Annotated in this window: 13 protein-coding genes; 10 read left to right on the forward strand and 3 right to left on the reverse strand. The window is 71.2% G+C overall.

Translation table 11 applies throughout. The annotated features are described in order from the left end of the window. The first annotated feature begins 3 nt into the window (after positions 1-3). Entirely contained in the window at positions 4-969 is a 966-nt protein-coding gene (locus tag ACI3KY_RS11650; RefSeq protein WP_404930345.1) for an alpha-ketoacid dehydrogenase subunit beta, read from the forward strand. A 51-nt stretch (positions 970-1,020) separates the two neighbouring features. Beyond that, positions 1,021-2,400 (forward strand): dihydrolipoamide acetyltransferase family protein, encoded by a 1,380-nt coding sequence (locus ACI3KY_RS11655; RefSeq protein WP_404930334.1) that lies wholly within the window; start codon positions 1,021-1,023, stop codon positions 2,398-2,400. Between the two features lie 33 nt (positions 2,401-2,433). Here the strand turns inward: ACI3KY_RS11655 and ACI3KY_RS11660 are convergent, their stop codons facing one another. Next, the gene (locus ACI3KY_RS11660; protein ID WP_404930335.1) at positions 2,434-3,081 is read right to left on the reverse strand and encodes a hypothetical protein; all 648 of its coding nucleotides are present in this window, start codon (positions 3,079-3,081) and stop codon (positions 2,434-2,436) included. A 220-nt stretch (positions 3,082-3,301) separates the two neighbouring features. Here ACI3KY_RS11660 and ACI3KY_RS11665 point away from each other — a divergent pair, with 220 nt between their 5' ends. The 7 genes from ACI3KY_RS11665 to ACI3KY_RS11695 are packed head-to-tail and all read left to right on the forward strand — an operon-like array spanning position 3,302 to position 9,884. Further along, on the forward strand, positions 3,302-4,348 hold the full coding sequence (locus ACI3KY_RS11665) for a metal ABC transporter solute-binding protein, Zn/Mn family (protein ID WP_404930336.1): 1,047 nt from the start codon (positions 3,302-3,304) through the stop codon (positions 4,346-4,348). After that, entirely contained in the window at positions 4,345-5,181 is an 837-nt protein-coding gene (locus ACI3KY_RS11670; RefSeq protein ID WP_404930337.1) for a metal ABC transporter ATP-binding protein, read from the forward strand. Before ACI3KY_RS11665 ends, ACI3KY_RS11670 begins: the two co-directional genes overlap by 4 nt. Next, complete coding sequence (locus ACI3KY_RS11675) at positions 5,178-6,041, forward strand: metal ABC transporter permease (RefSeq protein WP_404930338.1); 864 nt, start codon at positions 5,178-5,180, stop codon at positions 6,039-6,041. The genes ACI3KY_RS11670 and ACI3KY_RS11675 overlap by 4 nt, the downstream gene beginning before the upstream one ends. Positions 6,042-6,092: 51 nt before the next feature. Next, on the forward strand, positions 6,093-6,518 hold the full coding sequence (locus tag ACI3KY_RS11680; protein ID WP_194412276.1) for a Fur family transcriptional regulator: 426 nt from the start codon (positions 6,093-6,095) through the stop codon (positions 6,516-6,518). 43 nt (positions 6,519-6,561) lie between these two features. Further along, complete coding sequence (locus ACI3KY_RS11685) at positions 6,562-7,572, forward strand: permease (RefSeq protein WP_404930339.1); 1,011 nt, start codon at positions 6,562-6,564, stop codon at positions 7,570-7,572. Then, positions 7,565-8,461 carry a TIGR03943 family putative permease subunit gene (locus ACI3KY_RS11690; RefSeq protein WP_404930340.1) on the forward strand — a complete coding sequence of 299 codons (897 nt, stop codon included), beginning with the start codon at positions 7,565-7,567 and terminating at the stop codon, positions 8,459-8,461. The genes ACI3KY_RS11685 and ACI3KY_RS11690 overlap by 8 nt, the downstream gene beginning before the upstream one ends. Next, complete coding sequence (locus ACI3KY_RS11695; protein ID WP_404930341.1) at positions 8,451-9,884, forward strand: hypothetical protein; 1,434 nt, start codon at positions 8,451-8,453, stop codon at positions 9,882-9,884. Before ACI3KY_RS11690 ends, ACI3KY_RS11695 begins: the two co-directional genes overlap by 11 nt. Before the next feature lie 16 nt (positions 9,885-9,900). Here ACI3KY_RS11695 and ACI3KY_RS11700 read toward each other — a convergent pair whose 3' ends face one another. Continuing rightward, the gene (locus ACI3KY_RS11700) at positions 9,901-11,532 is read right to left on the reverse strand and encodes an MFS transporter (RefSeq protein ID WP_404930342.1); all 1,632 of its coding nucleotides are present in this window, start codon (positions 11,530-11,532) and stop codon (positions 9,901-9,903) included. Between the two features lie 73 nt (positions 11,533-11,605). Between ACI3KY_RS11700 and ACI3KY_RS11705 the strand changes: the two genes are divergently transcribed. Next, positions 11,606-12,283: a DNA-3-methyladenine glycosylase gene (locus ACI3KY_RS11705; protein ID WP_404930343.1), complete on the forward strand. Its 678-nt coding sequence runs from the start codon at positions 11,606-11,608 to the stop codon at positions 12,281-12,283. On the opposite strand, the gene ACI3KY_RS11710 is transcribed toward ACI3KY_RS11705, so the two are convergent. After that, positions 12,267-13,180 (reverse strand): SCO7613 C-terminal domain-containing membrane protein (locus ACI3KY_RS11710; RefSeq protein ID WP_404930344.1); only part of this gene is annotated, 914 nt, incomplete at its 5' end. The genes ACI3KY_RS11705 and ACI3KY_RS11710 overlap by 17 nt on opposite strands.

Below are 13,180 nucleotides of genomic sequence, written 5' to 3' on the forward strand. Positions count from 1 at the left end.
ACGATGCCGCTCAGCCGCGCCATCAACGCCGGGCTGCGCGCGTCCCTCGCGGGCAGCGACCGCGTCCTGCTCATGGGCGAGGACATCGGCCGGCTCGGCGGAGTCTTCCGCATCACCGAGGGGCTGCAGGCCGAGTTCGGCGAGCAGCGCGTCATCGACAGCCCGCTGGCGGAGTCCGGTCTCGTCGGCACCGCCATCGGGCTCGCGCTGGCCGGGTTCCGCCCGGTGGTGGAGATCCAGTTCGACGGCTTCGTCTTCCCGGCGTTCGACCAGATCACCTCGCAGCTCGCGAAGATCACCAACCGCCTCGAGGGCGCGGTGCAGATGCCCGTCGTGATCCGCATCCCGTACGGCGGGCACATCGGCGCGATCGAGCACCACCAGGAGAGCCCGGAGGCGTACTTCACTCACACCCCGGGCCTGCGGGTGGTGAGCCCGTCGACGCCGAACGACGGGTACTGGATGATCCAGGACGCGATCGCGTCCGCCGACCCGGTGATCTTCCTCGAGCCGAAGAGCAAGTACTGGCAGAAGGGCGAGGTCGACACGTCGGCTCGCGCGCTGCCGCTGCACGCGTCGCGCATCGTCCGGCGCGGCACCGACGTCACCCTGGTCGGCCACGGCGCCATGGTGACCACGATGCTGCAGGCCGCCGTCCTCGCCGAGGCGGAGGGCACCAGCATCGAGGTCGTCGACCTCCGGTCGCTGTCACCCGTCGACTACGGGCCGATCCTCGAATCCGTGCGCCGCACCGGCCGCATGGTCTACGCGCAGGAGGCGCCGGGCTTCACGTCTCTCGGCTCGGAGGTCGCCGCGACGGTGATGGAGCGCGCGTTCTACGCGCTGGAGGCTCCCGTGCTCCGCGTGTCGGGCTTCGACGCACCGTTCCCTCCGGCCAAGCTCGAAGGCGTCTTCCTGCCCGACGCCGACCGCATCCTCGAGGCCGTCGACCGGTCCCTCGCCTACTGATCCGCGCGCTCCTGTGTCCCACCGGTGGGGCGGCGCTCGAAAGGACAAGACATGAGCACCCAGACGTTCGTTCTGCCCGATGTCGGTGAAGGTCTCACCGAGGCCGAGATCGTCCAGTGGCGGGTCGCGCCCGGCGACAGCGTCGCCGTGAACGACGTGCTCGTCGAGATCGAGACGGCGAAGTCCCTGGTCGAGCTTCCCTCGCCGTTCGCCGGCACCGTCGGAGACCTGCTCGCGGCGGAGGGCGACACGGTGAACGTCGGTACCGCGATCATCACCATCGCTTCGGACACGGATGCCGCGGCCCCGGCCACCGTCGGCCAGTCCGAGCACGGGCAGCCGGCCGAGCCGGCCGAGGGTGAGGGAGCGGTGCTCGTCGGCTACGGCACGGGCGGTCACGTCCAGTCGCGGCGGCGGGGACCGGCTGTTCCGGCGGAGCAGCGGGTCGCGGCATCCGTCGGCGTCATCGCCAAGCCGCCGATCCGCAAGCTCGCGCGCGACCTCGGGGTGGAGCTTTCAGCGGTCGCCCCGAGCGGCCCGGCCGGCGAGGTGACCCGCGAGGACGTCGTGCGGCACGCCTCGCAGGCGAGCGTGTTCCGCAACATCGAGACGCCCGAGTGGGGCGACGTACGAGAAGAGACCATTCCAGTGGGCGCACCGGCGCCCGCGCGGCCGTCGGTGCCGGGGCCCATCGAGGTCGCACCGTCGACGCCCGCTCCTGACGCCGCGGGTCGCGAGGAGACCATCGCCGTCCGCGGCGTGCGCAAGGCCACGTCGTCGGCGATGGTGCAGTCGGCCTATTCGGCGCCGCACGTCTCGGTGTGGACCGACGTCGACGCGACCCGCACGATGGAGCTCGTCAAGCGCCTGAAGTCCTCGCCGGACTTCGCCGACACGAAGGTGTCGCCCCTGCTGATCATGGCGCGGGCCGTGATCTGGGCGGCACGGCGCACCCCGATGGTCAACGCCGCGTGGGTCGACGCCGACGGCGGCGCCGAGATCCGGGTGCGGCGCTACGTCAACCTCGGGATCGCCGCGGCGACGCCGCGCGGTCTCCTGGTGCCCAACATCAAGGACGCGCAGGATCTGTCGATGCGCGAGCTCGCCCGCGCGCTCGAGAAGCTCACGCTCACGGCGCGCGAGGGCAGGACCACTCCGGCCGACCAGCACGGCGGCACGATCACGATCACCAACATCGGCGTCTTCGGCATGGACGCGGGCACCCCGATCATCAACCCCGGCGAGGCCGGCATCGTCGCGCTCGGGACGATCCGGCAGAAGCCGTGGGTGGTCGACGGCGAGGTCCGACCGCGCTGGGTGACCACGGTCGCCGGCTCGTTCGATCACCGCGTGGTCGACGGCGACGGCATGTCCCGCTTCATCGCGGATGTGGCATCGATCCTCGAAGAGCCTGCGCTGCTCCTCGACTGATCTCGCCGTTCGGCCGCACGGCGTCAGCGCGGCTCAGCCGTCGGTGGGCTGTGGGCTGTCGGCCGCCGCGGTCGTCCGGTACTCGGCGCGCAGCAGCGACGCAGGCGCCAGTGAACGCGGACGACCGAGGATCAGCAGCAGTGCGATCGCGAAGAGCCCTCCCATCGTGCCCGCCATGATGTCGGCCATCGTGTCGTCGAGTCCGCCCTGGGCGACGGTGCCGATCAGGTGGTCGCTCGCGAACTCGCAGATCTCCCACGCCGCGGCGAACGCCATCGCCGTCAGCTGGATGACGGCGAGCCCGAACCAGGCCGGGAACGGGGCGTTCACCCGCTCCTCCATGCGCCGCACCCACAGCATGCCGAGCCACGCGAGCATGACGCCGGAGTCGAAGTGGATCAGCGTGTCCCAGTCGGCGATCGCGACGTAGACGTTCAGCGCGCTTCCCGCGTACGGACCCAGCGTGATGAAGATCAGGTAGTGCAGCTGCAGCGCGCGCGGCAGCGTGGTGCGGAAGAGGAGCTCAGCGGCGGCGGGGGCCCACATCGAGACGACGAGCAGCATCGTGAGCAGCACGTCAGCCGGAAGGCCCGCGGCGGACAGCACCAGCGCGACGACGAGGGCGCCCACCTGGAACGGGAGGGCGAGCAGCAGCGAGCGGCGGACGACCTGCGGAAGCACGCCCCGACGCTATCAGCGCCGCCCACCGTGCCCAGGCAAGCTCGTCCGCCCGCCCGGTTTCCACGGACGTTCGCTCGTCGCCCGGCCCACAAAGGTTCGTCCGTCGTATATGTACGTGTCGATGCCGATATCGCGGACATATACGACGGATGAACGCCGTTGAATGCGATGGGATGACGTCGGTTTGAGAACGATTCTCATTAGCGTTAGAGTTGCGGACATGACCTCGCTGCGACGATTCCTGCCTGTGCTCGGCCTGACGGCGGCATCCGCCCTCGTGCTTGCGGGATGCGCGGGCACCGCGGCGGGCGACGACGCGGCGGACGACCGTCTCTCGGTCGTCGCGTCGACCAACGTCTACGGGCAGATCGCGGCCGAAGTCGGCGGCGACCTCGTCGACGTGACCTCGATCGTGACCAACGAGTCGCAGGACCCGCACTCCTTCGAGCCCAGTGCCCGCGACCAGCTCGTGGTGTCGAAGGCCGACCTCGTCATCGAGAACGGCGGCGGTTACGACGCCTTCGTCGACGCGCTCATCGAGTCCAGCGGCACGGACGCCCCCGTCGTCACCGCCGTCGAGTACTCGCACGACTGGCCCGACAACCCCGGTCACGCCGACCCGCCCGCGGCGGATGAGGCCGACACCGATGCAACGGATGCCGCGACCGATACCGCCGCCGGCGACGCCGATGACCACGCCGACGAGTCCGACGACCATGACCACGGTCACGACCACGTCGAGGGCTTCAACGAGCACGTCTGGTACGACCCGCACACCATCGCACACGTCGCCTCGGCCGTCGCCGACGAGCTGGGGCAGCTGAGCCCCGACGACGCCGACACGTTCATCGCCAACGCCGAGGCGTTCGGCGCCGAGGTCGAGAAGCTCGAAGCCTCGCTCGGCGACATCGGAGCCGCCCACGGCGGCGAGAAGGTCTTCGTCACCGAGCCGGTGCCGGTGTACCTCACCGACGCCGCCGGACTCGAGAACGCGACACCCGAGGCGTTCAGCGAAGCGGTCGAAGAGGGGCAGGATGTCGCACCTGCGACGCTTCTCGAATCCCTGGCGCTCGTGCGGGGCGGCTCCATCCGCGTCGTCATCACGAACACCCAGACCGGCGGAGCGGAGACGCAGGAGATCGTCGACGAGGCCGACGGACTCGGCATCCCGGTGATCGCGTTTTCGGAAACGCTTCCCGAGGGGGAGACTTACATCTCGTGGATGCAGGCCAACATCGAGGCGCTGAACACAGCGCTGCAGGCGTGACCCCGCCGTCCGCCGGCGCCGATCGGCGTGTGGTGCTGAGCATCCGGGATGCCGCGTTGCAGCGCGGCGACCGGGAGCTGTGGGCCGGCCTCGACCTCGACGTCCATGCCGGGGAGCTCGTCGCCGTGCTCGGACCCAGCGGGTCGGGCAAGACGACGCTGCTGCGGGCGATCCTGGGGCTCGACCCGCTGTCCCGCGGCGAGATCACCGTGGAGGGCGCGCCGGTCGACGGTCACGGCAGCCGCCGCATCGGCTACATCCCGCAGGCGCGGCCGCTGCCTCGCGACACCTCGCTGCGCGGCCGCGACCTCGTGACGCTGGGCGTCGACGGCCACCGCTTCGGGCTGCCGATCCCGCGCCGCGGCGATCGTGCCCGCGTCGACGCCCTCATCGAGGCCGTCGGTGCGCGCGACTTCGCCGACCGGCCGGTCGGGCAGCTGTCGGGTGGCGAGCAGCAGCGCCTGCGCGCCGGCCAGGCGCTCGCCGACGATCCGCCGCTGCTGCTGTGCGACGAGCCGCTCACCAGCCTCGACCTCGCCAACCAGCAGGCCGTCATCGGCCTCATCGACCGGCATCGCCGCGAGAAGGATGCCGCGGTCCTGCTCGTGACGCACGACATCAACCCGGTGCTCGGCAAGGTCGACCGCATCCTGTACATCGCCAACGGCCGCTTCACCCTGGGCACGCCACAGGAGGTGCTGCGCTCCGACGTGCTCACGGCGCTCTACGGCGCGCACGTGTTCGTGCTGCGCGCCGGCGACCGGCTCGTGGTGGTCGGCGCACCGGATGCCGAGGCATCCCATCACCACCACGAGGGTGAGGCGCACGCGTGAACTGGGAAGACATCGCGGACGCGATGTTCGGCGGCCTGCCGTACTACGGCGAGATCCTCGCGCTGGTGTCGAACTCGGTGTGGGCGGGTGCCGTGCTGGGGCTGGTCGGTGGGCTCGTGGGCGTGTTCGTCATGCAGCGCGACATGGCGTTCGCCGTCCACGGCATCAGCGAGCTGTCGTTCGCCGGCGCGGCGGCGGCCCTGCTCATCGGCTGGGACGTCGTGACGGGGTCGATCGTCGGGTCGCTCATCGCGGCCGCCATCATCGGCCTGCTCGGCGCGAAGGCGCGCGACCGCAACTCGATCATCGGCGTGCTGATGCCGTTCGGGCTGGGTCTCGGCATCCTGTTCCTCTCGCTCTACGACGGGCGCAGCGCCAACCGGTTCAGCCTGCTCACCGGTCAGATCGTGTCGGTGCAGACGGGGCAGCTCGGCTGGCTGATCGGCATCGGAGCCGTCGTGCTGCTGGGCGTGCTGCTGATCTGGCGTCCGCTGCGGTTCGACTCGCTCGACCCGCAGTCCGCGGCGGCGCGCGGCGTGCCGACCACGGCGGTCTCGCTCGCCTTCATGCTGCTGCTCGGTCTCATCGTGGCCGTCGCCGTGCACATCATCGGCGCGCTGCTCGTGATGGCCCTTCTCGTGACCCCGGCCGCCGCGGCGATGCGGATCGCGTCGGGACCGCTGTCGGTGCCGCTGCTGTCGGCGCTGTTCGGCTTCGTGTCGGCGGTGGGCGGCATCCTGCTCGCGATCATGGGGACGCTTCCGGTGAGCCCGTACATCACGACCATCTCGTTCGCGATCTACGTCGTGTGCCGGGTGATCGGCGCTCGCCGCGACCGCGTGACGAGGGTGGCCGCGTGATCGCGGCAGGCGCCCGGCCGACGTCCAGGACCCGTCGGTAGACTCGCCGCCATGGTCCAGCGCAACACCTGGCAGCGCGAACGCGTGCGCGAAGCGCTCTCGGACGCCCGTGGCTTCGTGAGCGCCCAGTCGCTGCACGCCACGCTCCGTGACGAGAACACCGGCATCGGACTCGCCACCGTGTACCGCACCCTCGCCGGACTCGCGGCGCAGGGCAACGCCGATTCGCTGCAGAGCCCCGAGGGCGAGGCGCTCTACCGGGCGTGCACCAGCACCGGCCACCACCACCATCTGATCTGCCGCTCCTGCGGACTGACCGTCGAGATCGAGGCGACCGACGTCGAGCAGTGGGCCAAGCGCACTGCCGAACGCCACGGTTTCCGCGACGCCGAGCACGTCGTCGACATCTTCGGGCTCTGCGGGTCGTGCGCCGCGGCCGCCGACGACCAGCGCGACGCAGAGCGTGACGCGCACTGACCCCACGACGCGGGCACGCTCTGCGGGGCACGATCACGCGACGATGACGCATGCCGCGCCCGGCCCGTCCGCGCAGGCACGCGCCGCGCTGTGGCTCGGCGTGGGGCTCGTCCTCATCGCAGGCCTCTTCCTCATCGACTGGCTCGCGCCCGCCCTGTTCCCGGCATCCCTCCCCACTCGGGCACAGGACGGGCTGACCCTCGCCCTCAGCGTCCTCATCGAGTCGCTGCCCTTCGTGGCGCTGGGCGTGGTGCTGTCGATCGTCGTGCAGGTGTGGGTGCCCCCGGGCGTCATCGAGCGGTGGATGCCGCGGCGCGCGTGGGCCCGTCGCGCGGTGCTGTCGCTCCTGGGCATGATCGTGCCGGTGTGCGAGTGCGGCAACGTGCCGTTCGCGCGCGGGCTGCTGATGCGAGGCTTCTCGGTGCCCGAGACGCTGACGTTCCTGATCGCGGCGCCGATCGTGAATCCCATCGTGATCCTGACGACGCACCAGGCGTTCGGTTTCAGTGACGGCATCCTCGTTGCCCGCATCCTCGGCGGGTACGCGATCGCGAACCTGATCGGATGGCTGTACTCGCGGCATCCGTCTCCTGACGCGCTTCTCACCGACCGCTTCCGCGACACGTGCGAGCTCGTCACGCACGAGCCGGGAGGCAAGTGGCGCCGCACGCTGGCGCAGTTCGTGATCGAGCTGCGCGCGGTCATGCCGGCCCTCATCATCGGCTCGGCGCTCGCCGGGGCGGTGCAGGTGCTGATCCCGCGCGACGCGCTGCTCGCGATCGGCTCGAACCCGGCCCTGTCGATCGTCGCGATGATGGCCCTCGCCATGGTGGTGTCGATCTGCTCGAACGTCGACGCCTTCTTCGCGCTGTCGTTCGCCTCGACCTTCACTCCCGGCTCGATCGTCGCATTCCTGCTCGTCGGGCCGCTCGTCGACGTGAAGATGCTGGCGCTCATGCGCACCACCTTCACGTGGCGCACCCTCGGCGGCATCGTGGTCGTGGTGCTCCTGTCGGCATTCGCGATCGGGACGGCGGTGAACCTCCTTGCGTAATGCCGGATTCGTCGGCACGCGGTGGCTCGGGGTCGGGCTCGCCGCCGCGCTGGCCGTGGTCACGCTCTCGCTCGCGCTCACTGATCGGCTCGGGCTGTACATCAACCCCGACTCCACGTGGTTCGCCGTCTCGATGGCCGTGCTCGTGCTCGTCGGCGCGGTGGCGTCCTTCGCGCTGCCGCTGGGCGCCGAGGCCGACCACGGCCACGATCACGGCTCGTCGGAAGGTGCGGGCGTTTCGTCTCGCTTCGCGCGCTCGACCGCCGGGGGCCCGGTCGTTGAGCGAGCGAGGAACGAGCGAGACGAAACGCCCGAGCCGACGCACGACCCCCGGGAGGCGCACCACGACAACGCCGCGCACGACCACGAGGCACGGCATCCGCTCGGTATCGCGGCGACCGTACTCGGCGGGGTCGCGGCCTCCGGCGTGGTCGTGCTGACGCTCGTGCTGCCGCCGGCGTCGCTGTCGGCCGAACTCGCCATGTCGCGCGACGTCGGCGCGACGCCCCTTTTCGGCGGCGCCGACACCGTGCAGCTCGCCTCGACCGGCGACACCGCGTCGTTCGGCGTCGGCGACTGGGCCACCGTCTTCGCAACGGCGACGAACCCCGACGCGTTCGACGGCGACACGATCGAGCTCACCGGCTTCGTCACCCCGGGCGACGGCACCTCCGGCCAGGGCGACGCCTTCGACCTGACGCGCCTGATCATCACGCACTGCGTCATCGACGCTCAGCCCGCGACCCTGCCGATCGTGGGCGCCGCGCCCGACACCGGGCAGTGGGTCACGATCACCGGCACGGTGCGCTCCTCGTCCGACGGGCGTCTCGTGGTCGACGCCAGCGCCGTCGAGGAGATCGCCGAGCCCGAGGACCCGTATGAGTACTGACGCCTCCTCGCGGCGCACGCACTCGCGGCGTCGCCGGAGCCGCGCCTTCGTGGTGACGTTCGGCGTCGTCGTGGGCCTGCTGGCGGTGCTGGGCCTCGCCGGCGCGGCGGCGAGCGTCGCACAGGGACCCCGGGTCACGGACGCATCGGTGGATCCGGCGGCGGCGGCCGCGGCATCCGGTTCCCGTCTCATCGTGACCACGACGCAGTCGCTCGCCGAGGTTGACCCGTCGCAGGTGACGATCACGCCGGCGACGCCGTTCGTGATCGATACGTCGGGCCGCAGCGTCGGGGTGCGGTTCACGCTCCCGCTGTGGGACGACACGGAGTACACGGTCACCATCGACGGCGTCGCGTCGCTCGGCGGTGGGCCGACCGCGACGATCACGGAGACCTTCCGCACGCCGCCGGCGCACGTGTACCTGTTGCAGCGCGGCACCAACGACGGCGACCTGATCTACCGCACCGACCTCACCGGGCAGAATGCCGTGCCCGTGTTCCGGCACCCGCACATCGAGGACTTCCGCGCCACCGCCGAGCACCTCGTGGTGTCGGTGCGCACCGACGATGATCAGGCGGGCCTCATCGTCACCGATCTCGACGGCGAGCACGCCCACGACCTGCCGCTGCCGGTCGAAGACGGCGGCGACGGCTACGTGTCGAACCTGCAGACGGCCGACCGGGGCGAGCGCATCGGCTACCTCTTCTCGGACGCCCACCTCGACGCCGATTCCGGCCGCGAGAGCCGCCTGTTCACGGCCTCGCTCGCCGATCCCGACGCCGATCCCGTGGCGATCGAGATCGAGGGCGCCGATCCGCGCGTGGCGGAGTGGCGCTTCGTGCCCGACACCGACAGCATCCTGCTGCTGTCGTTCGACGGCTCACTGCTGCTGACCGGATCGAATGCCGCGACCGGCGCCCCGACGGCGCTCGGTGCGGCGATGACCATCGAGGGCATCGCGCGCGGCTCGAGCGAAGCCGTCGTCGACCGGGTCGACCAGGCCTCGGTCATCGACCTCACCGACGCGAGCGAGCAGCAGCTCGTGACCCCCGACGTCGACCTCGGCGGCACGAGCTCGGTGACCCCGCTGCCCGACGGTTCGACGATCCGGACGGCGGCGGTGCTCGACGGCGAGGGCATGCCGACCGGCCGCACATCGGTCGCCCGGGTGGGTGCGGACGGTGCGACGACCATGCTCACCGAGGTCGGTGAGACGGATGCTGCGATCCAGGTCTGCGTGTCGCCCAGCGCGCGGTATGTCGCCCTGCTGGTGGCGCCGAACGCCGTCTCCAATCCGTACGACACGTACCAGCTGCCGCTTCCCACGCGGCCCGAGACGCGCATCCTTCAGATCGCCGACGGCGAGCCCGTGATCGCCCTCAACGGCAGCGCGATCTCGTGGTGCCAGGTGCCGCCCCGCTGACCGCCCTTCGACAAGCTCAAGGATGAGGCGGACCGGACGCGGCCTCCTTCGGCGCGGCCGGCACGGGGATCCTCGACGGCAGCCCGGTCGACAGCAGGAGCCCGAGCACCGTGAGTGCGAACACGAAGAACAGCGACTGGCGGAGCGATTCGACCTGCGTGTCGGCGTAGAGCCGGGCGACCTCGCTCGCGGCGTCGGGGTCGGCCCCGGCATCCGTCAAGAGGTCCTCTGCCTGCTGCTCGGAGATGATGGGCGCGCCCTTCGAGGCGGTGGCCACCACCTGTTCGCGCACGTCGTCGGGAAGCGTGGTGCTCTGCTGCACCGCACTCGTGAAGCCCGAGGTGAGCAGCAGGATGAAGACGGATCCGACGATCGCGGTGCCGAAGGACGAGCCGAGGTTCTGGAACGTGCCCTGCAGCCCGCCGACCTCGGAGGTGTCGGACTGCTCCACCGCCGACATGTTGACGTTGCCCAGCTGCGAGGCGAGCAGCCCGAATCCGGCACCGACCACGAACATGCCGGTCGCGAACAGCCAGTCGGCGAGCTCCGGCTGCACGGCGACGAACACCAGCAGCACGCCGACGCCGAGCGTGAGCTGTCCGATGCGGCCGAGGTTCCGGGCAGAGCGGACGGTGGACAGGCGCGAGCCCAGCACCGAGAAGAGGATGAGCCCGAGCGACAGCGGCAGGATCTTCAGGCCCGTCTGGAGGGCATCGAAGCCGAGGATCGTCTGCAGGTACACCGGGATGACGAAGAACAGCGCGGCGATCGCGAAGTACTGCGCCATGAACATCGTGAGACCGCTGCGCAGCGCCGGGATGCGGAGCAGGCTGACCTTGAGGAGAGCCACTCTGCCGGTGCGCTCGAGCTGCTGCTGGCGTTTCACGAACAGCCACAGCACCACGATCGACAGCAGGATCATGTAGGCGACGGGCGAGATGCCGAGCGGGGCGAACGGCTCGCCGTTGATCTCGGGCGGATTGAGCGGCTCGAACCATCCCCATGTCTTGCTCTGCAGGATGCCGTATACGAGGAGCGAGAGCCCCAGAGCCGACAGCACCACGCTCAGGAGGTCGATGCGCAGCGTGCGGTCGCCGGGCACGTCCTTGATGCGCCCCGACACGATCAGCACGAGCGTCATCACGACCGCCTCGGCCACGAAGACGTAGCGCCACGAGGAGTACGTGGTCACGAGCCCGCCGATGAGAGGCCCGGCGGCCGCCGCGCCACCGGTGACGGCGCCGAGCACGGCGAACGCGACGACACGGGCCCGGCCCTCGTAGTTGATCGCCGCGAGGGCGGCGATGGCCGGGATGACGAGCACCGCGCCGAGGCCTTCGACCAGCGACCACCCGATCATCAGAACGGTGAGGTTGGGGCTCAGCGCGGTCGTCAGCGAGCCGATGCCGTAGATGACGGACCCGATCCGGAACGCGAGACTGCGCCCCCACCGATCGCCCAGCTTGCCGCCGGTGAGCATGAACGCGGCCATGGTCAGGGCGTAGAAGGTGATGGCCGCCTGCATCCCGGAGATGTCGGTGCCGAGGTCGGCGGCGACGGTCGAGATCGAGACGTTCATCACCGTGCTGTCGAGCACCATGATGAACTGCGCGACGCTCAGCAGCACGAGTGCGAACCATTTGCCCATGCGCGAACAGTACTGCTCGCGGCGGCTCCGGCGACACCGCCGGGAGCCGACGCGCGGACGTAGACTCGGCGGCATGGTGCGGGACCTCTGGCGAGCGGCGACCCGCGCCGACCTGGAGGGCCTCCCGGCCGACGTCGCGCCGCGCCTGCTCGGCTCCCGCCTCACGACCGTGGTCGAGGGTGAGACGGTGGTCGTGCGGCTCACCGAGGTCGAGGCGTACCACGGCCGTGGCACGGGAACGGTACCCGACCCCGGCTCGCACGCGCGCATGGGACCGACGCCGCGCAACGCCACGATGTGGGGCAAACCCGGGCATCTGTACGTGTACCTGAGCCACGGCATCCACTCCTGCGTCAACGTGGTGTGCGGTCCTGAAGGCGTCGCCGGCGGTGTGCTGCTGCGCGCGGGTGAGGTGATGGAGGGGACGGATGCCGCCGCCCGCCGTCGTCCGGCGGCCCGCACGCCGCGCGACCTGGCGCGCGGGCCCGGGCGGTTCGGGGATGCCGTGGGGCTGCGGCATCCCGTGCACGACGGCATCGATGCGATCACCGGAGCGCCCCATCACGGCGCGGTCGCTCGCCTCGAGCTGCTCGCGGAGCCGCTCGCCGAGGTGGCGTCGGGCCCCCGGGTGGGCGTGGCAGGGGTTGCGGGCACCGCGGTCTTCCCGTGGCGGTACTGGATTCCGGGTGACCCCACCGTTTCGCCGTTCCGGTGGGGGCGCGGCGCGCGCGAGGTCAGCGAAGCGATGTGACGGCCGTGATGGCCTTCCGCAGCTGCTGCACCCGACGCTCGTAGCGGGCCGCGATGAAGATCAGCACGGCGCCGCCGATCCCGAGCCACAGCCACCACGGGACGTCGATGTACGACGTCGATATCCACGGCCACAGCTGCGCGATGCCGTGCACGAGCACCACCGCCGAGCCCAGCACGAGCGGCGCCTGCAGCGCGAAGACCGCGCCGACGACCACGAGGCCGACCGCCACGACGCCCAGGGCGACGATGCGCCACAGCTCGGCTTCGCCGAAGAAGTCGTAGAGCAGCGACGGCAGCAGCAGCAGTGCGAGCCACGGGCCCAGCGCGGGCCACGTCCGCGACTCCGGCCTGCGCCGCAGCGTGCGAGCCCCGTAGGCGATGCCGCCGAGGGCCGCCGGCACGGTCACGAGTTCCACCGGCTCGACGCCGAAGGCGAAGAAGGCCAGCACGCCGAAGACGGCCGCGGCCAGCGCCGCGATGACGGCGGGCGCGGCCCCCAGGCGGTCGCGCCACACGGCGCCGACGTACGTCGCCGCGGTCAGGACGGTCATGGTGATCGCCGTCCTCACCTCGTCCAGGTCCGTGCTCGTCGCCAGCAGGATCAGCTCGGCCGCTCCCACGAGCACCGCGGCGAGGGCGAGGCCGGTGCCGACGGTGATGTCCACGCGTCTCGAGGTGGTGGCGCGCATCGCGGCGACGGCGACCGCCACGGCGATGCCGGCTGCCGCGGTCACCCACAGGTCCGCTTCGAAACCCGGGTCGCCCGCGACGGCGGCGAACCGGACGCCGCAGCCCGTGCCCACGACGACGAGCCCGCCCACGGCCAGCACGGCGCCCAGCGTCGCCCACCGCCGGAGCCCGAGGGCGGAGGCCCCCGCCACGGCGGCCGCGCCGG

This window comes from Microbacterium sp. ZW T2_14 (genome assembly GCF_044987405.1).
Classification (GTDB): Bacteria; Actinomycetota; Actinomycetes; order Actinomycetales; family Microbacteriaceae; genus Microbacterium.

Coding starts and splice junctions, on each gene's coding strand:
- ACI3KY_RS11700 (WP_404930342.1), bottom strand. CDS start 11,532: ATGGGCAAATGGTTCGCACTCGTGCTGCTGAGCGTCGCGCAGTTCATC.
- ACI3KY_RS11705 (WP_404930343.1), top strand. CDS start 11,606: ATGGTGCGGGACCTCTGGCGAGCGGCGACCCGCGCCGACCTGGAGGGC.
- ACI3KY_RS11695 (WP_404930341.1), top strand. CDS start 8,451: ATGAGTACTGACGCCTCCTCGCGGCGCACGCACTCGCGGCGTCGCCGG.
- ACI3KY_RS11650 (WP_404930345.1), top strand. CDS start 4: ATGCCGCTCAGCCGCGCCATCAACGCCGGGCTGCGCGCGTCCCTCGCG.
- ACI3KY_RS11680 (WP_194412276.1), top strand. CDS start 6,093: ATGGTCCAGCGCAACACCTGGCAGCGCGAACGCGTGCGCGAAGCGCTC.
- ACI3KY_RS11685 (WP_404930339.1), top strand. CDS start 6,562: ATGACGCATGCCGCGCCCGGCCCGTCCGCGCAGGCACGCGCCGCGCTG.
- ACI3KY_RS11665 (WP_404930336.1), top strand. CDS start 3,302: ATGACCTCGCTGCGACGATTCCTGCCTGTGCTCGGCCTGACGGCGGCA.
- ACI3KY_RS11655 (WP_404930334.1), top strand. CDS start 1,021: ATGAGCACCCAGACGTTCGTTCTGCCCGATGTCGGTGAAGGTCTCACC.